General features: G+C 31.2%; 19 protein-coding genes. 4 read left to right on the forward strand and 15 right to left on the reverse strand.

The window, feature by feature from the left end; all coding sequences use genetic code 11:
• Positions 1-8: 8 nt before the first annotated feature.
• The 6 genes from clpB to IAI10_RS20955 form a co-directional block, all read right to left on the reverse strand.
• Positions 9-2,615 (reverse strand): ATP-dependent chaperone ClpB, encoded by a 2,607-nt coding sequence (gene clpB, locus IAI10_RS20930; RefSeq protein ID WP_315675258.1) that lies wholly within the window; start codon positions 2,613-2,615, stop codon positions 9-11.
• 137 nt (positions 2,616-2,752) lie between these two features.
• Complete coding sequence (locus tag IAI10_RS20935) at positions 2,753-4,012, reverse strand: helix-turn-helix transcriptional regulator (RefSeq protein ID WP_315675259.1); 1,260 nt, start codon at positions 4,010-4,012, stop codon at positions 2,753-2,755.
• A gap of 39 nt (positions 4,013-4,051) precedes the next feature.
• Positions 4,052-5,350, reverse strand: a complete 1,299-nt coding sequence (locus IAI10_RS20940) for a helix-turn-helix transcriptional regulator (RefSeq protein ID WP_315675260.1) — start codon at positions 5,348-5,350, stop codon at positions 4,052-4,054.
• A gap of 362 nt (positions 5,351-5,712) precedes the next feature.
• Positions 5,713-5,886, reverse strand: a complete 174-nt coding sequence (locus IAI10_RS20945; RefSeq protein WP_315675261.1) for a YtxH domain-containing protein — start codon at positions 5,884-5,886, stop codon at positions 5,713-5,715.
• Positions 5,887-6,022: 136 nt separating this feature from the next.
• Positions 6,023-6,955 (reverse strand): ribonuclease H family protein, encoded by a 933-nt coding sequence (locus tag IAI10_RS20950; RefSeq protein ID WP_315675262.1) that lies wholly within the window; start codon positions 6,953-6,955, stop codon positions 6,023-6,025.
• Entirely contained in the window at positions 6,956-7,942 is a 987-nt protein-coding gene (locus tag IAI10_RS20955; protein ID WP_315675263.1) for a DUF1232 domain-containing protein, read from the reverse strand.
• Between the two features lie 375 nt (positions 7,943-8,317).
• Here IAI10_RS20955 and IAI10_RS20960 point away from each other — a divergent pair, with 375 nt between their 5' ends.
• Complete coding sequence (locus tag IAI10_RS20960; protein ID WP_315675264.1) at positions 8,318-10,081, forward strand: ATP-dependent metallopeptidase FtsH/Yme1/Tma family protein; 1,764 nt, start codon at positions 8,318-8,320, stop codon at positions 10,079-10,081.
• 60 nt (positions 10,082-10,141) lie between these two features.
• Here the strand turns inward: IAI10_RS20960 and IAI10_RS20965 are convergent, their stop codons facing one another.
• From IAI10_RS20965 to IAI10_RS20990, 6 genes are all read right to left on the reverse strand, one after another.
• Entirely contained in the window at positions 10,142-11,161 is a 1,020-nt protein-coding gene (locus IAI10_RS20965; protein ID WP_315675265.1) for a rhomboid family intramembrane serine protease, read from the reverse strand.
• Positions 11,162-11,171: 10 nt separating this feature from the next.
• Positions 11,172-12,230, reverse strand: coding sequence for an HD-GYP domain-containing protein (locus tag IAI10_RS20970; RefSeq protein WP_315675266.1), 1,059 nt, complete (start codon positions 12,228-12,230; stop codon positions 11,172-11,174).
• 348 nt (positions 12,231-12,578) lie between these two features.
• Complete coding sequence (gene pepF, locus IAI10_RS20975; protein WP_315675267.1) at positions 12,579-14,375, reverse strand: oligoendopeptidase F; 1,797 nt, start codon at positions 14,373-14,375, stop codon at positions 12,579-12,581.
• A gap of 32 nt (positions 14,376-14,407) precedes the next feature.
• Positions 14,408-14,809: a DUF6762 family protein gene (locus IAI10_RS20980; protein ID WP_315675268.1), complete on the reverse strand. Its 402-nt coding sequence runs from the start codon at positions 14,807-14,809 to the stop codon at positions 14,408-14,410.
• Between the two features lie 36 nt (positions 14,810-14,845).
• Positions 14,846-15,265: a Fur family transcriptional regulator gene (locus tag IAI10_RS20985; RefSeq protein ID WP_315675269.1), complete on the reverse strand. Its 420-nt coding sequence runs from the start codon at positions 15,263-15,265 to the stop codon at positions 14,846-14,848.
• A gap of 107 nt (positions 15,266-15,372) precedes the next feature.
• The gene (locus IAI10_RS20990) at positions 15,373-15,903 is read right to left on the reverse strand and encodes a manganese efflux pump MntP family protein (protein ID WP_396334413.1); all 531 of its coding nucleotides are present in this window, start codon (positions 15,901-15,903) and stop codon (positions 15,373-15,375) included.
• Positions 15,904-16,195: 292 nt separating this feature from the next.
• Here IAI10_RS20990 and IAI10_RS20995 point away from each other — a divergent pair, with 292 nt between their 5' ends.
• On the forward strand, positions 16,196-17,425 hold the full coding sequence (locus tag IAI10_RS20995) for a 6-phosphofructokinase (RefSeq protein WP_315675271.1): 1,230 nt from the start codon (positions 16,196-16,198) through the stop codon (positions 17,423-17,425).
• A gap of 121 nt (positions 17,426-17,546) precedes the next feature.
• Entirely contained in the window at positions 17,547-18,194 is a 648-nt protein-coding gene (locus IAI10_RS21000) for a hypothetical protein (RefSeq protein WP_315675272.1), read from the forward strand.
• An 8-nt stretch (positions 18,195-18,202) separates the two neighbouring features.
• Here IAI10_RS21000 and IAI10_RS21005 read toward each other — a convergent pair whose 3' ends face one another.
• Positions 18,203-19,492 carry an aminotransferase class V-fold PLP-dependent enzyme gene (locus IAI10_RS21005; RefSeq protein ID WP_315675273.1) on the reverse strand — a complete coding sequence of 430 codons (1,290 nt, stop codon included), beginning with the start codon at positions 19,490-19,492 and terminating at the stop codon, positions 18,203-18,205.
• 147 nt (positions 19,493-19,639) lie between these two features.
• Here IAI10_RS21005 and IAI10_RS21010 point away from each other — a divergent pair, with 147 nt between their 5' ends.
• Positions 19,640-20,293, forward strand: a complete 654-nt coding sequence (locus tag IAI10_RS21010) for a DUF4397 domain-containing protein (RefSeq protein ID WP_315675274.1) — start codon at positions 19,640-19,642, stop codon at positions 20,291-20,293.
• 51 nt (positions 20,294-20,344) lie between these two features.
• Here IAI10_RS21010 and IAI10_RS21015 read toward each other — a convergent pair whose 3' ends face one another.
• Positions 20,345-21,724: a DUF4340 domain-containing protein gene (locus tag IAI10_RS21015; RefSeq protein ID WP_315675275.1), complete on the reverse strand. Its 1,380-nt coding sequence runs from the start codon at positions 21,722-21,724 to the stop codon at positions 20,345-20,347.
• Positions 21,721-23,187 carry a GldG family protein gene (locus IAI10_RS21020; RefSeq protein WP_315675276.1) on the reverse strand — a complete coding sequence of 489 codons (1,467 nt, stop codon included), beginning with the start codon at positions 23,185-23,187 and terminating at the stop codon, positions 21,721-21,723. Before IAI10_RS21020 ends, IAI10_RS21015 begins: the two co-directional genes overlap by 4 nt.
• Between the last annotated feature and the right edge of the window lie 6 nt (positions 23,188-23,193).

Here is a 23,193-nt window from a genome sequence, read left to right on the forward strand (position 1 = left end):
TTAAATAATTAATTTTTTTCTACTAGGATTTCTATATTTCCTTTTGCTACCTCTAAAGACACTGTACATCCATCATATATTTCTCCCGCTACTATCTTTCTAGCAATGCTCGTTTCTAATGTGTTCTCAATATATCTTTTCATTGGCCTTGCTCCATATATAGGATCATAGCCTTCTTCTACCATAATATCCTTTGCTTCATCAGAAATTTTCAGTTGAATATTTTTTTCTTCCAGCCTTACTTTAAATTCTTCTACAAATATATCAATAATCTTTTTAATTTCCTTGCTTCCAAGAGGTTTAAACAATATTACATCATCAAGTCTATTTAAAAACTCAGGTTTAAACCTATCCTTAAGTTCCTCCATAACCTGCTGTCTTATTTCCTCGCTTATTTCTCCTTCTTCATTATTTTCAAGCAGATATTCGCTACCAAGATTTGAGGTCATTATTATTATAGTGTTTTTAAAATCAACAACCTTTCCTTTGTTATCTGTAAGTCTTCCATCATCTAAGATTTGGAGAAATATATTAAATACGTCATCATGAGCCTTTTCTATTTCATCGAAAAGAACAACACTATATGGATTTCTTCTGACAGCTTCAGTAAGCTGCCCTCCCTCTTCATATCCTACATATCCAGGAGGCGCTCCGATAAGTCTAGATACAGAATACTTTTCCATATACTCTGACATATCTATCCTAACAATATTATCCTCTGTATCAAATAATGTTCTAGCTAAAGTCTTTGCTAGTTCTGTTTTACCCACTCCAGTAGGTCCTAAAAATATAAATGATCCAATAGGCTTTTTACTGTCCTTGAGTCCTGCTCTTGCCCTTATCACAGAATTTGTGACAGCTGTTACTGCATATTCTTGACCAATAACTCTTTTAGAAAGCTCCTCTTCCATTCTTAACAGTTTTTGGCGTTCACTCTCTACCAAATTAGTTATAGGAATTCCTGTCCAATTAGCTACAATTTGTGAAATTTCCTCTTCAGTAACTTCTTCTTTCAGGAGAGCTCCATTGGAATTTTCCTTCATTATCTTCTCTTTTTCTGCTATTTGTTCTTCAAGCTGAGGTATCACTCCATACTTGTATTCAGCAACTTTGTTAAGTTCATATTCTCTTTCATATTTTTCAAGTAACCCTCTAGCTTCCTCTAACTTTTCTTTTAACGCCCTAATATCCGTAATATAGGATTTTTCTTTTTCGTATTTAGCAGACATTTCAGAGTCCTTTTCTTTTAAATCTCCAAGTTCCTTTTCTAAATACTTAAGCCTTTCTAAAGATGCTATATCTTTTTCATTAGTAAGAGCTTCTTTTTCTATTTCTAATTGAAATATTTTTCTTCTTACTACATCAATTTCTTCAGGCATACTATCTATTTCAGATCTTATCATAGCTCCGGCTTCATCTATTAAATCAATAGCCTTATCTGGTAAGAATCTGTCAGTTATATATCTATGAGAAAGTTTTGCCGCAGCTACTATGGCAGAATCGTGTATCCTAACTCCATGGTGAATCTCAAATCTTTCCTTTAATCCTCTTAAAATAGATACGGTATCTTCCACGGAAGGTTCTTCTACCGTTACAGGCTGAAATCTTCTTTCCAAGGCTTTATCCTTTTCTATATATCTTCTATATTCATCGAAAGTAGTTGCTCCTATACAGTGCAATTCTCCTCTTGCCAGCATTGGCTTTATGATATTTCCAGCATCCATAGCACCATCAGTTTTACCTGCACCAACTATAGTGTGTATTTCGTCTATAAATAAAATTATCTTCCCTTCGCTGCTTTCAACTTCCTTTAGCACAGCTTTAAGTCTCTCTTCAAACTCTCCTCTAAACTTAGCTCCCGCAATAAGCGACCCCATATCTAAAGAAAAAATTATTTTATCCTTTAGCCCTTCTGGTACATCTCCCCTAACTATTCTTTCAGCTAAGCCTTCTACAATAGCAGTCTTTCCTACTCCGGGTTCACCTATTAGCACTGGATTATTTTTTGTTCTCCTTGAAAGTATTCTAACTGTTCTCCTTATTTCTTCATCTCTGCCTATTACAGGATCTAATTTATGCTTTTTTGCATCCTCAACCAGGTTTCTCCCATATTTAACTAAAGCCTCGTATGTACCCTCCGGATCCTGAGAATCCACCCTTTGATTTCCTCTTATTTCTCTAAGCGCATTCAAAAAATCATTTTTTTCAATATTAAATTGTTTTAATATCTCACCAACTGTTCCTTTTTTATCTACTTCCATCATGGATAGCATAACATGTTCTACACTTATATATGAATCTTTAAAGTCTTCAGCAATATCTGATGCCTTCACAAGCACTTCTTCTATTCTTCTTGTTGCATAGACTCCAGATGCTCCTGCAGCATCACCCAAAACTTTAGGCATTCTATCTATATTCTTTTTAACAGCTTCCCTTATAAGTTTTATATCTCTCCCCATTTTGCTTAGTACATTTGGAACTAATCCGTCTTCATCATTTACGATAGCGCTAAATAAATGAATTATGTCTACCTGCTGATGATTAGACCTTACTGCTGTTGCATGCGCTTCAGAAAGTGCCTGTTGTACCTTTATTGTCATTTTTTCAATATCCATTTTACCACCTCTTAAAATCCATTAGTCTTATATTTTTAGACTCTGTTATCATTCTTATCTTAAAATATAGCATTTTTTATAAAATACTAGAGCAAAAACCGCATAAACTACCCTTAAGTCTATGCGGTACACTTATATTATAACTTTTTTTTCACATTAATAGCAATATTAAAATACTTAATTGATTCAGCTGGTTGTCCTAATTTATAGTACATATTACCCAGTTCCATATATCTTAAGTATCGTTCCTTTTTATTACCGTATTTCATAAGTGCATCCACTGATAAATTCATATACATTTCTGCTGAATTATAGTCACCCATCTTTTGCAATATAGTAGATTTAAAATAGTAAGCCTTTTCAATATAATTTATATTGTCCAGCATAATAGCATAATTAAGAGCATCATCACAGATTTTTTTAGCCTCTTCCAATATATTATTATTTATAAGCTCATTTACACAGTTAAGCACAAAAGCTACTTTCTTTTCTTTAAGCTTGGCAGGATAATTTGATATACCAAACTCAATATATTCCATGGCTTTTTCTGTGCTTTTCCTTAAAAATAAAGCTTGAGCAAATTCGAGTTTTGCTTCGCATATATCTTCTATGCTATCATTTAGCAGCATATATATCTGCTCTTCATAGCCCTTGTCTGTTTCACCATTTTGGCTGATTTTCGCCAAAACCAATGTCTTATATATATCAGCTCTATTCATGTCATTTTTAACAAAACCAGCGTAATTCTTAAGCAAATCAGCTGATTCTTCTATATCACCGTATTGAAACAGCTTAATCATACATTTCACTTTATTGTTTAGCAAGATAGCTATGGATTCTTGAGAAAGTTCCTTATTTTCATTCAAAATATTTATTGCGTTATCATAATAGTATATAGCTTGATCGTACTCTTCATTTAGATAAAAGTAGTCTCCCATATCTCCATTATAAGTAACTATATTCTGACTTGTATGAGATTTATTATTAAGCTGAAAATATATGGAAAGAACCTCTTCAATCTTATCAATTCTGCTGTTTTTTCTATAATATGCGAAAAGCAAATGAACTAATTCAAAAGCTAGATCATAATATGCATTTTCTGTGCAGTAGCTTAAATTGTAGTATATTCCACTCTCATATTGCTGATCAGTGCTTGTCTTTGTTAACTCTTCTATATTATTCTTTATCTGATATTGAATATCTTGTACAAGGTATTCATAATCCAAGCCAAGCTTTTCAGAAATTGATTCAAGTATTTCTGGTTCAGCTTCAATTTTATTGTTTTCTATACAACTTAATTTTGAAACCGAAATCATATCTCCGCATATATCTTTTAATGTAAGCCCCTTATATATTCTTGCTCGCCGAATTTTTTCACCTGTAGTTAATATCTCCATAATATACCACCTATCCAACATTTAAGCTTTGAACTTACTTTAGCTTATTATACCTGTTTGTTTAAACAATTCTACGCCCTCATTTAAATGTTTAGCGGCAATCGCGTCCATTTTATTATCTATATAAAACTTTCCTAAAATAATCGAAATTTCTGCTGCCTGTTTTAAACAATCAATGTTTTTCGCAAAATTAAAAGCAATAAGTAGTATGTTCTCAGCTTCTTTTAAATTACCTTCAAGCATGCTAACCCTATATTTTAATAGGTAGTATCCTATTAAAGTTTCATTATCCCCATCTTTAATATTTCTAAGGATTTCTTCTAATATCTTTGTACAATTTCTTATGTCTTTTAACCTTATATAATTTTCACAAATGTTTATAAGAGTATCATTAAGTTTTCCATCTTCATTCTTTTCTCTTAAATTCTTAGCTACATAAAGATGCTTAAAGGATTCCTCAAAATTTTCAAACTCATAGAATAATTTTCCAAGGCTGTTCTCTATCTCAGCCACATCATTTAACCCGTCTATCTCTTTGTATATAGCTAATGTTTTTTTAGAATACTTTATAGCACTTAAAATATCACCTTTTTTATTATACTCATCCGAAAGAAGCATTAGAGTTTTAGCATATTCTTTCTTGTTGTTCAACGCTTCAAACTTTTCCTTTGATAAAAAGGCATAGTTCATAGCTTTATCTATATTATCTAGCTTAAAATATGTTTTAGCCATATTATAATATATTTCAGCTATTAAAAAATCATTTCCAATGTCATTGTCAATAAATACTTTTTCTGCTTGCTGAAAATAACTATTAGAAGAATGATATGCTTCTAATATAAAAGTAATTTTGCCTAGATTCAAAAACGTATTTACTATTTCTTCATAATTATTATTCTTTATAAAGATTACATTAGCCGAAAGATAAAATTGTTGTGCAGCAGCAAATTCCTTCCTCTTTTCATGAGTTTTTGCAAGTAAATATAGGTTTTTAGCTTTTCTATATTCAAGTTTATATTTTTCTGCATAGTATAAACAGATTTCAAGATTGTTTTCGCCTGAAATCAAATCATCATTCAATATATGCGCTTCGGCTATATTTTCATAGTACAAGCAAATCTTTTCCGCCTGCGATTCTTCAGATTCCATTAAATATTCTACTGTGGTTTTAAGGGTAAGAGCTAAATACTCAAGTAAATCCATACTTGGATTTGACTTTCCTGATTCAACTAGAGAAATTTGCCCTGGGGTAATTCTATCCCCAGCTAGATCTTTCAATGTCATCCCAAGTTCTTTCCTTCTTCTTTTTATCTTTTCCCCTAGAGATAATATTTCCATAATCACTCTTCCTTTTATAGAATTTTAAGTTAAATTTTTTTAATATAATTCCATTAAACATTTCTCAAAACTGTTTTAATTATACCATATTTTTTAAAAAAACACCTATATTTTTTAATTTTTTTTTAATTTAACGCATTTTTTTATTCAAGTAAATGTATTCACTTACATTTTGTTTATTTTTTTACCATATAATGGTTTATTTTTGCTATAAAAAATTAAAGAGCTAGATTTGAAAATAGAAATCTAGCTCACTAATGTAAAAATCAAAAATATTTTTTGTAAAATTTGTTAATACAACAATGTTTTTAGCTACTTTTTAACAATATTTAAAAGAATTTATTTTTCTTAATAGTTCTGATTTAAAACATAGCCTTCTTGATTGGATTGTACATGTCTCCAGCCACATTCATAAGCATCCTATCAAATCTTTTGATTTTTTTTCTTGTTGATCTGTCCAGTTCCGGAACCATCATTACACCAACTGCAGCTCCTATAATTGCTCCGGTAGTTATACCACTAATAAAGCCTTTCATATATCACACACTCCTTTAAATTTATTTCGAAAATAACTAACTGTATCTATTAATTAGAATGTGCCATTATCCATAATTTTAAACATGGTATTTTTTCCTACTATATCTATAGTAGGAATTAATTTTTTATTATGCACTAAATAAGATTTAAAAGATATTTAATAAACTCTATTTGTTCTTTTTCAATAAGTTCTGATAATATTTGTTCTTTTGATTTAGAGAAACTTTTATATTCCTCAACTAGAGACTTAAATTTTTCTATCATATAGCTATGAGATTCATCTATAGTATTAGAAACATTATTAGAACTATTATTAACAACTGCTATGTTTTCAGAACTATCCGGTGCAATCTTCAATATTTGCGCTTTTAATTCTTCATTTGCAACTTTTACAATATTAGTACTAAGCCACTTTGAAACAACTTTATCAGACTTTATTGATAGTTTTTCTTTGCATTCCTCATCAACAAGTTCATTAAAAAAATCTCCGGTATGGCTGTCTACCTTAACAAATATAACTTCAATGCCTTGTTTAAATAAACTTTGCATTTTATTATAGTACTCCTCGGATGATTTTTCTTTCCTATCCCAAAATCCTGTTGCATGATGGCATACTCCCTCATAATCATGAAATATGACTACTTTTTTATCTCCCTTACCTAGAGCATACTCCACTGCTTTTACGGCTGCCTCCAATTCTCCAGCTATCTGTCTAATACTTTTTTGAGAGTTATCTATTGATGAATTTGCTTCTATATATTCTATTACTTCATTTCTCACAGCCACCAATCCATATGCATATTTTTCACTGCTTGAATTATAGCTGCCATCTACATATATATGTAAGCAATCCATAGGATATTGATCTTTTCCCTTTTTTAGAGAATTATTACCTTCACTTAAATATTTTCGGGCAGCTTCTATATTTTCAAAGCTTTTATATTTAGCCCCCTTTACTCCTTTTATATATTTCTCGCATTCACTCCAGCTATATGTTATCGTATCTATAATTTTTTCATTCTTATTAAAATCAAAGCCTTCTTTTATTGCATATACTTTTTTAGGCATCTAATTTTTCTCCTTTTCAATTGCTTTTATTTCTCTACTCTTTTTTCTATTTTTAATTTTATCCTTTGCTATTTTAAATACAGCAGAAAGCTTGTTTTTACTAGTTATATTATTTATGTAATTCACTCCACCTCGTATAATCTTAATTATATCCTCTCTTCCTTGCCAATTCTCTATTATTATGTCTTCAGGTACATCGTTCAATATTTTATTTAAGGCATAAAAAACCACTCCAAAATCGTCCATTTCTCCTACAACAGGTATAAAATCAGGAACTATATCAAAGGGAGATACTGCATAGGCAAAAGCCCCTGCGCATATAGCTTTCGTTTTGAAAGGTACTCTGGAATCTTTATAAAGCCTTACTAAAAGTGCTGCTAAATCAGGCATTATCATTATATAAGGAGTAATATCATTAAACTTTGACGGAATCTTTTCCTTAATTCTCCTTCTTACTTGTGAATATTTATCGCTTTTACACATAACTGCTTGTTTAACCACTTCTTCTTTTTCAGTTTTATCTTCTGCGACATTATTTTTCATTCCTATATTTATGTCTACAGCCTCTATGATAACTGAATTCAATTCAAGTTTTAAAGCTTTCAGTTTTACTCCTAATTTTATCGGTGACAGCTTAAGCAGGTCATTTATCTTAAGTACTACCAAGCCATCTTTATAATTAATGCCTATATCACTTAGCTCTTTTAAAACCTTTTTGAGTACTATATTTGTTATCCATTTAAAAATGGGTAATTTTAAAACAGAAAAACTTATTAATTTTAATTCCACACTTGATTCTGTTACTCCTACTAAAGAAACTACCCCTTTAAAATTTATATTGATAATTTTTTTATATCTTCCCTTGATTTCAATGTTTTTACCGATGGTCACAGCTTCAATTGTTAATCCAGAAACTTCAACAAAATCTTCTATTATAGACATTATGTCTTTTGTTGTAAATCTTAAGTTTACTTCACTAATATTCACTTAGTATATCCCCCCAGAAACACTTATTTAAACCTTTTCTCATTTTTTTAATTGGTTCTGTTTTAAATCAGTGTTGATTTCACATTTTTTTAAAACATAGCCTTTTTATTCAATCCATAATTATATCTGTAATTATACCATAGTACCATAAATTACTATAACAAATTTTATGAATATCATTAGACAAGCTATTAAAAATATTTATAATAGATAAAGTAAGCAGAATTAAATTATCTAAACGTGATGCTTGTAGTTAAATTAGTTATAGTTGTAATTTTCGGAATTTTCATTCATTGTATGTAAATCTAATAATAATTAGGTATTTAAATAGGATAAAAACATTTAAAATTCTTCATAAGAAAGGAAGTCGAACATATGAATAGATTAAAAAAGAAACATATATTTATTCCTGCAATAATAGCTATAGTAGCTATGACCTTCTTAGTAATTTATAATTTAGCCTTTGCTTCTAATAAATCTGAAAGTTATTCAGCTTTTCAAACAGATGTAGAAAATAAGAATGTAGCTACTGTATATTTAACAGATACTTCAAAAATAAAAGTAAAATTGAAGGATGGTACAATATATTCAACTGATAACCCTAGAAGCAGCGATTTCAAGCAAAGCCTTCTAAGTGACGGGATAAATGTTGATGAGAATTCTGATTACAGCCTTCCAGAGATAGCTTTATCTCTCGTTATGGGTTTATCTTTAATTTCGGTTCTGTTTATTTTAATAAAGACATCAAAATTATCTTCCAATAAGCTTGGGGTCGTTGATACCGTTGATGTTTCTGCTGGCAGCAGAACAAAATATACTTTTGACAAAGTAGCAGGAAATGAAGAAGCTAAAGAAAGTGTAAAAGATATAGTGGATTTTCTTAAAAATCCAGAAAAATATTCTGTCTACGGAGCTAGAATGCCAAAAGGAATAATACTTTATGGTGAACCAGGCACAGGGAAAACTCTTCTTGCAAAGGCCGTTGCAGGGGAAGCCGGTGTTCCATTTTTCGCAATGTCCGGATCTGATTTCGTTCAGGTATACGTTGGAGTTGGAGCAGGCAGGATAAGAAATTTATTCAAAAAAGCAAGAAGTCATGGAAAAGCGGTAATTTTTATAGATGAAATTGATGCTATAGGCAAAAAGAGAGATTCTGGAAGGTCTGGAGGTAATGATGAACGTGATCAGACCTTAAATGCACTCCTTACAGAGATGTCCGGCTTTAATGAAAGTGAAGGAATAGTGGTTATTGCAGCTACAAATAGGCTAGATATGCTGGATTCCGCTCTTTTAAGACCAGGAAGATTCGATAGACACATAGAAGTAACTCTCCCAGATGTAAGTGCTAGAGAAAAAATATTAAATCTACACCTGAAAAACAAACCCGTAAAAGATATAGATGTAAAGGATTGGGCACATTCCACAGCATATTTCTCTGGAGCTAAAATTGAAAGTCTAGTTAATGAAGCTGCTATATTAGCATGCAAAGATATGAGTCCATTTATAACTTCAGAATACATGGATAAAGCTTTTTCTATAGTAGTAGCAGGGCATGAGAAAATCGATAGAGGACATATAAAAGAAAAAGACTTGCTAATAACTTCTTATCATGAATGTGGACATGCTTTAGTATCTTTATTAAAGCTTCCAAATGAAAAAGTGTCAAAAGTGACTATAATCCCAAGTACCAAAGGTGCTGGCGGCTATACCATGAGCATACCAGAAGATTTAATGTATCACGACTTAGATTATTTAAGAAGAAGGATAATGGTAATGCTAGGCGGCCGTGCTGCAGAAGAACTTACACTTGGTAAGGATAAAATAACTACTGGTGCATATGGAGACCTGCAGCATTCCACAAACTTAGTAACAAAGATGGTTACTCAATACGGAATGGGCGAAAGCTTAGGACTGCTTAATTTAAATGAATTGAAGAATTTCATTTCACCTTCTCCTAACGAACTAGTAGAAGAATGTAAAAACATTGTGTCCGCACTATATGAGGATACATTACAATTATTAAAATCTAATGAAGCCTTGCTAAAAATTATGGCTGAAAAATTATTGAAAAAAGAGACTCTATATTTTGAAGAACTTAAAGAAATAATTTCCCCAGCAGCAGTTTATAATTGCGACTAAAATATTTCTAAGTTTATATTGTACTCATTAAAAGGATTGCCTGATAAGATGGCAATCCTTTTATTTCCCAGATCTTCTAAGTTCAAAAAATATAGCTATAAGCATCCCGCCTATAAGCCCTCCTATATGAGCAGCATTATCTATATTGCTTACGGATAATCCTATTAATAGATTAATAACTATAGCTTTAAAAATTTCATTAATAAAAGCTCTTCCTATTTTTTTTCTCATCATAAAAGCATAAACAAAAGCTGCACCTAAAAGACCAAAAATGGCTCCAGAAGCTCCAACAGATATACTATTAGAAAAAATCAGACTTCCAATGGCTCCATATATTCCAGACACTGCGTAAATAATAGAAAATTTTTTACTCTTATATATGTTTTCAACTAAAGTTCCTATTATCTTTAACGCATACATGTTCAGCAAAAGATGAATTAAATTTGCATGTAAAAACATTGAACTAATAATTCTATGATACTGTCCTGCTCTTACATAGGGTCCATAGAGCGCTCCAAAGTTCAGCAGCGTCTCATTGTCAATGCTAAATAAACTGTTTACAATATTGCCACTGCTTAGCACCATAATAGCGAACACAAGTATATTAGTTATTATTAATATGTTGGTAACAGGTACCTTAAAAAATCCTGTGGCCTCTTTCTCTATGTTTTTATTTTTAATATAATAATTGATTACAGCAGCAGCATATCCTTCTCCGTAGCTATATGTTATCTTTAATTCTCTTGGATTAACAACTATAATAGAACTTCCAATTATGTATCCAGCGGGATATACCATTAATTCATTTTTATTTATATCTGCTTCACTTATTACCACAAAGCTTAATCTTATACCTTTTTCTCCTATATATCTGGAGCTAACATAATCGATCGCTTTATCTCTGCCATAAATATAATTTTTTTCTGTTAAAAACACTGCAATTTCATCAAACTTATTAGAATCAGAGGATTGAAGCATCCAAATAGAATTTCCTGAAGTATCTCTGCTTAACTCATCAAGTTTAAATAGCCCAGTGCTTAATATGTAATTCACCAGTTCTTTTTCAAGTTTATTTGACATACTTCACCACCTATATTATATTATCTACCACCACTTCTCTGCTTTCAGACAAATTAATTTCATAAAATGGAATAGGCTTTTTAGTTTCCTTGTCATAAAGCACTCTTATCACTGGTTTATCTGGAAATCCTTTGTTCTGTTTAATTACATACCCTTCAATGCCATTAGACAATTTTAAACAGCTTCCTAACGGATAAACTCCAAAAGTATTTTTAAATGCCAGAACTACATCTTGGTAAAACATAACTTCGCTGGCAGCTATTATTAATTCATATGCATCATAAGGCTTTAATTTTTTTCTATAGCTCCTGTCATTCACCACTGCATCATATACATCACATAGACTTACTATATTGGCCATCTTATTTATGTTATCCTTATCTAGTCCCCTAGGATATCCATAGCCATCCACTCTTTCATGGTGCTGCATAGCAATGTCTATGACCTCTTCAGGTATTCTATAGTTGCTCTTTAATATATCCGCTCCAAATATTGGGTGATTCTTCATTTGTTCATATTCTTCCTCTGTAAGCTTACCTGGTTTGTTTATAATGCTGTTGCTGATTTTTAACTTACCAATATCATGCAATATTCCGCCTAATCCTAATTTTTTTAATTTATCTTCGCTATATTTCATCTCCGTCCCCATAAATATAGCCATTATTCCTGTATCTACACTATGAAGATAAGTATAATTATCATGAGTTTTTATATCTGCCATATACTTACCCAAATCTGATGATTCTATAACATAGTCCACTAATTCCTCTATTTTTTTCACAGCTTCCTTTAACTGCCTTTTATTGTAATTATTAACATTTTTCATTATTATATCCATATTTTTTATAGCCGATTTTTTCAGTTCTACTAATTTTTCATCTTCACTTGGTACATCTGATAATCTATCATCTTCTATGTAAACATAGGTTATACCAAGCTCTCTTAATTTTAAAATATATTCGCTAGTCAGAGTAACCCCGGCTCTTAGAAGCACTCTTCCGTCGCTGGTCAATATGCTTTTACCTAAAACTTCACCGCTCACTACCCTATTTATAAATTCAAATCTCATAAAAACACCTCAAAAAAATTACTACGACTTATATTATACTATCAAAAGGACTACATTTCATCTTTTTAGAACAAATTTTTAACTATTTACCTATGTTTATTAATTATTTTAAAATAAAATTTAAAATATATTGTATAATATAGAAATACTGTGTAATATCAACATCTACACTCTAACATAATATTCGCAAGAAATATTAATTAACTGGACAAATTTAATTTTACTATTGAATATAATAATAAAAGGATATCTACATCTTTCAAAATATCTGAAAGGCAAAAATATTATTATTTCAGATATTCCTATTATGATTATAGATATCCACATTTCAAAATTTATTTATGAAACTTATTTTTCTTCAAGTAAGTCTAATAACTCACTAAATCTTGCAAGTGTATCTTCAAGAGGCTTAGAAGTAGTCATATCTACACCAGCATTCTTTAGTATGTTTATTGGATAATCGCTTCCTCCGCTTTTTAAGAAACCTTTATACTTATCTACCCCTGCATCTCCTAAGCTTAAAATTGATTTAGCAAAGGATGTGGCAGCTGCATATCCAGTGGCATATTGATATACGTAGAAATCTGAATAAAAATGAGGTATTCTTGCCCACTCCATATCTATCTCTTTATCAACTATCATTTCTGGCCCAAAGTACTTTTTATTTAATTTATGCCATATATCACAAAGATTAACTGCTGTTAAAGGATTTCCTGCTTCTATACTCTCATGAGTTATCTTCTCAAATTCAGCGAACATAAGCTGCCTAAATACTGTTGTCCTGATCTGCTCAAGCTGTTGATTTATAAGATACTTTTTCTTATTTTTATCTTTTTCATTATCTATAAGATAATTTATGAGCAGAGCTTCATTTGTAGTAGAGGCTACTTCTGCACAAAATAATGTATAGTCAGCATAAATATAAGGCTGAGTTTTTCTTGAATAATAGGAATGTATGGAATGTCCCATTTCATGCACTAATGTGGATACATCGCTTAATTCATAATTATAATTAAGAAGAACATAAGGCATTGTATCATAGGACCCCCAAGAATATGCCCCGCCTCTCTTTCCTTTATTCTCATACTTATCTATCCATCTGCTGTTAATTCCTTCTTGGAATATATTCAAATATTCTTCTCCAAGAGGCGCAATCCCTTTTACAGCCATATTTACAGCTTCTTCAAATTCTATATGTTCGCTTTCTACCTCTACGATAGGAACATACAAATCATACATATGTATTTCATCAAGTCCAAGCAATTTCTTCTTTATGCTTACATATCTATGTAAAACCGATATATTTTTATCTATGGTCTCCAAAGCCTTCTCATAAACTTCTACTGGTATATTGTTAGGCTTCAAAGAGCTCTCCAAGGAGCTTTGATATTTTTTAGTCTTAGACTTAAATACAAAGTTTTTAACGGAAGAAGTAAGAGTTGCAGCAAAAGTATTCTTATAATTTTCATAGGTTCCAAAAAGAGCCTTGAAAGCATTTTCTCTAACTTCTCTTTTTTTACTTTTTATAAAAGCCATATAATTTACTTCTGTAAGTTCTACCTTATTGCCGCCTTCATCCTCAATAACAGGAAAAGTCATGTCAGCATTAGATAACCTGCCAAATATATTTTCTGGAGCATCCAAGCAATCAGAAACAGAAGCTAATAATTCTTCTTCAGCTCTTGATAATGTATGAGGCTTCATCTTCAATACATCATCCAGTAAGAATTTATACATCTCAAGCTCTGGCTGCTGCTTTATAGCCTCTCCAATATATGCTTCAGGCAAGCTTAATATTTCTGGTACAAAAAAGGCTTCATAGCTTCTTATCTCTGGAAGATAACTATCTATTTTATCCCTCATAGCCTGATATTCTGCATTAGCAGTATCTTCATCACTTCTAAGATGTGCATATATAAACAGCTTTTCCGCTTTTCTTGAAATTATTTCACTTTCCTTAAAGTACTCCAATAGCTTTTTAGAATCAGAAAGCTTACCAGAAAAATCTTTTATGCTTGCTGCCACTGCTTTAAGGTTTTCTAAGTCCTTTTCCCAGTCAGCATTACTTTCATATATTGCTTCTACATTCCAAGTATCTTCTGCCTTAATCTCCTGTCTTAGTTTTATTTTCTTTACTTCTGCCATACAAATTACACTCCTTACGCTAATTGATATATTTATTCTGTATATTCATCCTGCTTTGATTTTATATCTTCAAAGACTCTGCTGAATTCTTCATTAAGGATACTGCACAATACAGATATTTTATCCTGTACCACATCGTAGTCTTCATCAAAGGAAAAGGTTATAAGCCATGTAGGATTATATTCGTCTTCCATAAATTCTATAGCAAAGCCTTCATCCGTGAATACTTCTTCATTAAATTCGTCGCATATAGCTGAATACTCCCAATCTTCCACATCTCTTGCTGTATCAAAAATAACATTTACAATTCCAGCATGGCAAAATGCTCTTGTTATGTGTTCTGCTCCCTCATCTACTTTGTAACTTCCTAATTCTTTTGTAAGTATGCCTGTATCTTTATCTTTTTCCATTAATACTATAGACGAAAAATCCATTAACATTTCTCCTTTTTCTTTATATTTTCAACCTTGCTATTTTAATAGTTTATCTCTGCATTGCTTACATATTCCTTTTATATGAAAATCATGTTCCATTATAGTAAAACCTGTTTTATTTTTTATAATTTCTTCAAATACCTGAATTGGGCATTCTACCTCTACACATTTATGACACATGTTGCACTCCACTATATGTTTATGCTCGTCGTGACTTATAGAATAGCTGTAACGATCATCTCCCAGATTAAACTTTTTAACAATTCCCTTTTCCTCAAAAGTCTCCAAAGTTCGATAAACTGTAGATAAATTTATATTATCTCCTATTTCTGTACATTTCTCATAAACATATTCAGCGCTTACAGCTTCATCTGCTTCCTCAAGTATATTTAATATTACCTTTCTAGCAGATGTTATCTTTATATTTTTTTCTTTTAGAAGATTATATCGTCCCATAACCATCACCTTAATATATTTGATAAACGAAAGTTTCCTTTAGTACATTATAGCACAGAAACTTTCACATAGTAATAAATTATGGCATTTATTATAAATGAGTTACATTATATAAACATCATTTTTAAGCCAAAAGCAATTAGAATTAATCCTCCTAGATAGTCAGCATAAGACGATAGTATGGGAATATTTTTTAATTTTTTTGACACTATAAACGCTAAAGCTGTCATAAGCATTGTTATAAAACCTATAGTTAGCGTAGAAAACAATATTATTTCATGAGACCTTATGCTGTTGAATGTTGTAAATCCTATTATTAAAGCATCCACGCTTACAGAAGCACCAAGTATTATGTACATTTTAGTAGCTATTATGAATTTATTGCCTTTTTCTTGAAGTCCATCTTTTATCATCATAACCCCAACCCAAAAAACTATACCACCACCTATAAGTTTAGGAAGTGCTAAAAAGTATTTATTAAATATTATTCCAAAATAACATCCAAGATATGAAAATAAAAATTGAAAATATCCAAAAGAAAAGCAAAAAGCTATTTTATTAACGCTATTTATTTTTGAATTTAATCCTAAGCTTAATGCTACACCGAAGGCATCAAAGGATAGTGCTAAAGCTATCATAATAAGAAAATTTAAATGCACAGATGCTCACTCCTTAAAATATGACTACTATAAAAATATATTACAGTAAACTGCTTTAATGACCTATATTTAAAGATTTTAAGTCCTATTTTAAAACTATATTCAACATTTTACATTTTAAGCTTTTCTGCCACGTAAAATGTATAGCTTAATGATATTGTTTTCAAGAAATATGTAGCCTAAATGTATTATTTTTTGTTAAATGTACTATACTTTTTATTTTATTAGTATATAATATATAAGGTGATTATTTTAATTAGGAGGCATATAAATGAAAAAATGTATAGTTGCACAATCTGGCGGTCCTACTCCAGTTATCAATTCAAGTTTATGCGGAGTAATATCACAGGCTAGTGAAAGTAAATATTATGATAAAGTTTATGGTGGATTAAATGGTATAGAAGGAATACTAAATGAAAAAATAACTGAGCTCTCACAACTTTCAGGCAGCGATATAGACAGATTAAAATATACCCCAGCCTCTGCATTAGGTTCTTGCAGATATAAATTAAAAAATATTAGCGATAATAATGAAGAATATGATAAATTTTTTACCATAATGGACAAATTTGACATAGATGATTTCTTTTATATTGGCGGTAATGATTCCATGGATACTGTTAGCAAACTCAGCAGTTATGCTAAAGAGCATTCCATATCCAAAAACATAATAGGAATTCCTAAAACCATAGATAACGATCTTATGATAACCGATCATTGTCCAGGCTACGGCAGTGCCGCTAAATTCATTGCTATGTCTGTGCTAGAGACTTATCTAGATTCCTCCGTATATTCTGATAATGGGGTTTTTATATTAGAAACCATGGGAAGAGATACGGGTTGGCTTTCAGCTAGTGCCGCTATGGCACAAATTAATGATGAAAATGTGGTTGACTACTTATACCTGCCTGAAAAAGCTTTTAATATAGATAATTTCCTTCAGGATATAGAAAAAAAATATAAAGAAAAGAAGCATGTATATGTGGTTGTATCTGAGGGAATAAAAGATGCTAACGGAAACTTTGTAGCTCAAATGAACTCTGCTATTCAGCACGATAAATTTGGTCATGCTCAACTAGGCGGCGCTGCAAGCTTTTTATCCTCATTAATTAAAAAGCATAAAATAACTAGAAGAGTTAAAAGTTTAGAGTTAGGAGTGCTGCAGCGATGCGGTATGCATATCTCCTCTTCCACTGATGTAGAAGAAGCTTTTAAGGCCGGAGTATCCGCAGTTAATTATGCTTCAGAAGGAAGCACTGGCTCCATGGTATATATGAAAAGATTAAGTGATGATCCTTATGAAATTAAATTTGCTCTTACCGACGTAAATAATGTATGTAATAAAGTGAAATACTTTCCTGCAAATTGGATAAATGACAGAGGGAATTTTATTAATGAAGATGCCTTATCTTATATTAAGCCTTTGATAAGTGATAATAACAGCATTAATCTTCCTAACTATTTCTGCATTGATAAAAGTAATCTTATAATTGGCTGTTAAAAATTATTCAAGTAAAAAATAATAATGTAAAGGGTTTATTATTCCTCAATATTTAATTATAATAATATTGGGGGATTTTTATTTCACTGCAAAAAATTTATGCATAAAAAGGATGGTTTGGATGGAGGAGAAAAAAACTTTTAAAGAAAACACTGCTAATATGAACAAAAAAGAAAAACTTAAATATATTTGGTATTACTATAAGTTCCATATTATTGTTACTATAGTGATAGTAGCCATGGTAGGAAGCTTCGTGTCAACTTTAGTGACTAGAAAAAGTACTTATGCAAGCATCACATTACTTGGAGATTATGTTGATAATAGCAAGCTCTCAGACTACAATAAAAAAGCTAATGCTTCACTTCTTCCTAATAATAAAAAGAGTGAAATCACTATTACTTTTCTCCAAAAGGGTGATGATTCTAATTCTTACAATGCTGATCAAGCCTTAACTGCTAGGATTGCTGCCAAAGACATAGATATACTTGTGCTTTCAAAAAGTGATTTCAATAATTATGCAAAACTTGGCTCTCTTTTAGATTTAAGTGATTTAAAAAACGATAAAGATTTATCAAAGCTTAATTTTATTGAGGCAACTAATGATTCAGATAAAGGAAAAATCACTAAGCCTTACGGAATTGATGCCAATGATTTTTCAAGTTCATTTAATTCCATTAACTATGATTATAAAGATAAAGTCGTAGCTATAATTGTTAATACCACAAACAAAGATAATTCTGTTAAATTTCTGAAATGGATGTTAAAATAAGGGAGGGCTTAGGAAAGCCCTCTCTTATAATTTTGATAGATATTATTTAATGAATTAATAAAGTAATCTACTTCAAGAATATTATTGTACAATCCAAAGCTTATTCTTATGGCTCCAGGCTTTTCATAGCTTTTTAAATATTGATTTATATCCTCAGTATTAGTACTCATCCCAAGAAGTCTCTGCATATATGGCTGAGCACAAAAACATCCATCTCTAAGAGCTATTCCATAGTTTTCTGATAATAATTTAGCTACACTTTGATGATACATATTATTAATATTAAAGGTTATTATTCCTACCTTTTTTGTATTGTTATCATAATGACCGTATATAGTTACATAAGGCAACTTTTTCAGCCTTTCAAGCGTATATTCCGAAATTATATTTTCATAGCTTTCTATATTATTCATTCCTATATAGCTTAGTTGTTCCATTGCTGCTACCAATGCTGATACTCCCATGATATTAGGTGTACCAGCCTCTTCTTTATAAGGCGGCTCATCCCAGGTTACGCTATCCTTTGTGACTAAATCTACTGTACCTCCACCCTTATATTCAGGATCACCATGCTCAAAGCTTTCCTTTGGTCCTACTATTGCTCCAATTCCAAAAGGAGCATACATCTTATGGGCAGAAAACACCAAGTAATCAATATGATGTATATCCTCATCACTTTTCATATTAATACCTTTATGTCCCGCTAATTGAGCACCATCAACAATAAGTTTAGCCCCATTTTTGTGGACTATTTCCGCTATATAATCTATATCATTTACATATCCAGTAACATTGGATGCTCCGGTTACAGTTACAAATTTTACCTTTCCCTTATGCTTTTCCAGTTTCTTAATTAAATCTTCCTTTAAAAGCTTTCCTTCTTCATCTATATCAATATAATCAACTATGCATTTATCTCTCCAAGGCAAATCATTAGAATGATGTTCCATAAATGTTGATAACACTACCCAATCTTTATCTTTAATTAACCTATAAGAAAGTTTATTTAAAGCTTCTGTAGAGTTCTTTACAAAAATAACTGTATTTTTTCTTCCAGCTCCTACAAATTTTAATACTCTTTCTCTTGCATCTTCATAGAACTCTGAACAAAATTTTGATTTATATCCTACTCCTCGATGTATTGAAGAATACCATTTAGAAAATTCCACTACAGACTCCACCACAGATATAAATGGGGGAGTAGTTGCAGCATTATCAAAATTTATAGCTTTAACAAATCTTCCATCTTTTAAAGGAATTTGAACATCTACTCCTGCTATAAGATCTCTATAATCCATAATGCTCCACCACCTCTTAATCATTTTATTAAGTTCCCAGTCCTAATGTGCTTTAAAAATATGCTGATATATAAATTTTATATATTAGTCAACTAAACACTTCTTAATGCATATTATGATAATGTATTATTGTGAAAGGATGATGGTATGTATTATTCTTCATACGAATCAAATTTTAGAGCCCCAATAAATGAATCTTATTTTAGATTTTTACATGCATCCCCCGGAACGGCTCCTGTGGATGTTTATATTAACGGAAAACTTTTAGTTCCTAATCTACGATATCAGTACTTTACGAACTATTTTAAGAGATCCGGCGGTTATTATGAGGTAACAGTGTATACCGCTGGGAAAAATACTAATCCTTTAATTAGTACAAGAATTAACATATCCCCTAATTCTATATACACTTTAGCCGTGATAGGCACAGATGATAAGATTTCATTAATGCCAATAATGGAACCATTACCCACTAAAGCTCAAAGTCATGCCATGATAAGACTTGTTCATCTTTCTCCAAATGCACCAGCGGTAGATTTAACTTCACCGGATGGGAAAAAACTATTTAAAAATGTGGAATATAAAGAAGTCACCGGATATATTCCTTTAGTTCCAAGTACTTATACTTTTCAGCTAAGAGCTGCAGGCACTGATAAAGTTGTCTTAATTGTGCCTAATATTAAATTAGCTCCAGGTAAAATATATACAGTATATGCTGTAGGACTTTTAGGAGGAAGACCTCCTCTTCAAGTATTAATACCTTTAGACGGCTCAACCTATTTAGAGCCCCATTATAAATAAAATAGAGGCATGTTCCTAGTATATATCTAAGAACATGCCTCTATTTCATGATTATTTTATGTTACCAAGTACTTTAAATAACTGATCTAATTTTGATTTTGATATTATAAATGATGATTGACCATTTATATATATGCTATAAAAATCATCATTATATGGTGTATAAGTAACTGTAAACTTTTTACTATTGCCTGCATTTAAATTAAATGTCATGGTTATTTCAGGCTTTTCAGGTACTTTCTTGTCAGTATCCGTATCTAAGCTAAGACCTATTATATCTTGATATATTTGCGTAAAATCATCCTTTGCTATAGCCTTGCCATTGATTTCTGCAGAATTATCAGTGCTAGTGCTTCCATTAGAAGTTTTAGTTGTATGCTTAATATTTATATCATAGTTTTTGGAAGGTGCTGTAATTTGTACACTATCTACATTATCAATATTTACTATAAACACAAATTTATCTAACAAAGTATTGAAATCTAATTTGTAAAGCGAATCAAAGGAACTCTTATCTCCATCATAAACAGTGTTGGAACCTGCAAGTTTGAAATAAACCATACTGCTGTCCTTGTCATTTCCCATCATTAAATCTAGGGTCTGATTATTAGAATCTTTCACTGCTATATGAAGTTTGGGTTTATCTAAGCCATACTTAGATAAATCTTTAGCATTCTCTTCCACTATATCACTAGCTGATATGCTGCTTATATTCTGCATAGCTTTGCTCAGCGAATCTGCACTTACTCCTGTAGGATAACTATAATAATTATATAGTACATAAGTAAGGGAGTCATATTGAATATTCCCATCGCTTTCCCTCTTCTTGATCTCTGCTTTCTTGCCATCTTTTTCATATACCACATCAGTGATATTGCTAGTGTCAATGGAAGGTAAAGTCTTATCCAATAAATCATTTATTGTTACATTTAAATAACTTTCAACATTAGCAGTATAAACATCGTTGCTATCCTGTAGTTTTACATAATTTTCACTTCCGCCAATTACTCCATCTCCTACAAGAAGAATTTTCTTCGAATTATCATTTAAATAAACTGTAGCAGTGATAGCTGGATTGCTTAATCCATACTTACTTAAATCTGATGCATTTTTTTCCACAAGCTTAGTTGATGTAAGATTTATTACAGTAGCAGCCATAGCATCTACTGTGTCCTGATTTATTTTACTATTAACTCCATCAACCTTCCATTTTCCACCGCTGTAATCCAAAGTTATGTTACCTTTAGGAGCTTTAACTTCTATTTTCTTTATACTACTAGCATCTATCTTAAGTACCTGAAGAGCTTTGGTAGAATCGGTGCTATTAGTGGCAGTGTTTTGTTTTTTAGGTCTTGTTGCAAGAAAAGCATAGCATCCCACTAATATTACCAGTCCAACCACTAATGCTATTATGTTTTTCTTTTTTCTCATAGATGTCTCCTCCTAAGCCACACACCTACTCCTGCTGCTATTGCTAAGGCTGGTATTAAAACTATTAATACTCCTGCCATGATCACATTTTGATTCTCGCTTATAGTTAATGATTCTGTCTGTAAATCCTTAGCTCTTACATTTGAAGTAGCTTTCTTTTCAGCCAGCCAATTCATACTATTCATGAATAAGTCTGTATTTCCTCCATTGCTTTCAGCTAATACACTTGAATTAAACATGCTGCTTATACCAGAGGATATAAGAACTAATTGCGAATTTTTGCTTGAATCAGTGCTGCTTACTGTATTTGTTGAAGCTACAGCTACATCGAAAGGTCCAGTTAAATCATCTTTTTCCTTCTCAATAGTACTGCTTTGTAAGTTAACTTTTGAATAAGAAGAATCGCTGGTCTTTAGTATGGATTCCACCTTAACAGTATCCTTTTTCTCTTTTATTGTAGTAATAGGCTGACATTGAGGAAGTATCAAAGTTTCACTGCCTAAATTACTAGTGATATCATGGCTCTGCTGTACAGGAACCAATATATATGGCTGACTAATTATATGATTCTGGTCACTTTCAATTATCAAGCTTTTGCTTAAATCTACTCCAAAATAATTTAAAAGCTTTCTGAAGTTAGGTATATCATTTTCTAGCAAGTTGGCCAAATACATTACTTTTCCGCCATTATCAACAAACTTTTTGATTTTACTATATTCGTCATCTGTCAAATCTTTTTGAGGCGATCCTATGAGCAATATATCTCCACTCTGAGGATTCCATTCCTGAGTTAGCAAGTTAACCTTGCTTGTTTTATAGTTTTCATTTTCCATGTAAGTATCAAAACTTGTATCTAATTCAGCCTCATTATGTCCCTGAAGAATGTATGCATTAATAGTTTTTTCTTGCATTACATATGTTATGGCTCCTGATATCTTCTGCTCTATATTATTTTGAGTAACCTGGCTAGAACCATCTGATCCCTGAGAAACTGTGAACATATCATTAAGTGATAACACCTTATATTTACTGCCGCATTTTACTATAACATCATTAGTAGTAACATTATCATTTGACTTATATTCTCTTAATGCATTGGGATGCAGTACCGGATCTACATATTCAACTTTGATATTCTTAGATGCGTTTGCATATTTATCTAATGCGTATTTTACCTGTTTTATATAACTATCGTCTTTATTTTCTTCAAACAAAGCTGTTATTGTTACCTGTTTAGTTAACCCTTTAACTATCTGTACGCTTTCCTTAGAAAGAGAAAAAAGCTTATTAGTAGTCAAATCAAAAGTAATATCATCCTTGCCAGCAACCTGTTTTACTCCTTGAGCAAAAACCAAATTAACTACAACTACTATAGCAAGAATAATTATTGTAATCATAGCTGAGTAGCCGCCATATTTAGATTTATTATTTTTAAAGGACTCTCGTATATTAAACTTAGCCATCGTAAC

This window comes from Clostridium sp. 19966 (genome assembly GCF_032335695.1).
In the GTDB taxonomy this organism is placed as follows: Bacteria; Bacillota; Clostridia; order Clostridiales; family Clostridiaceae; genus JACTOJ01.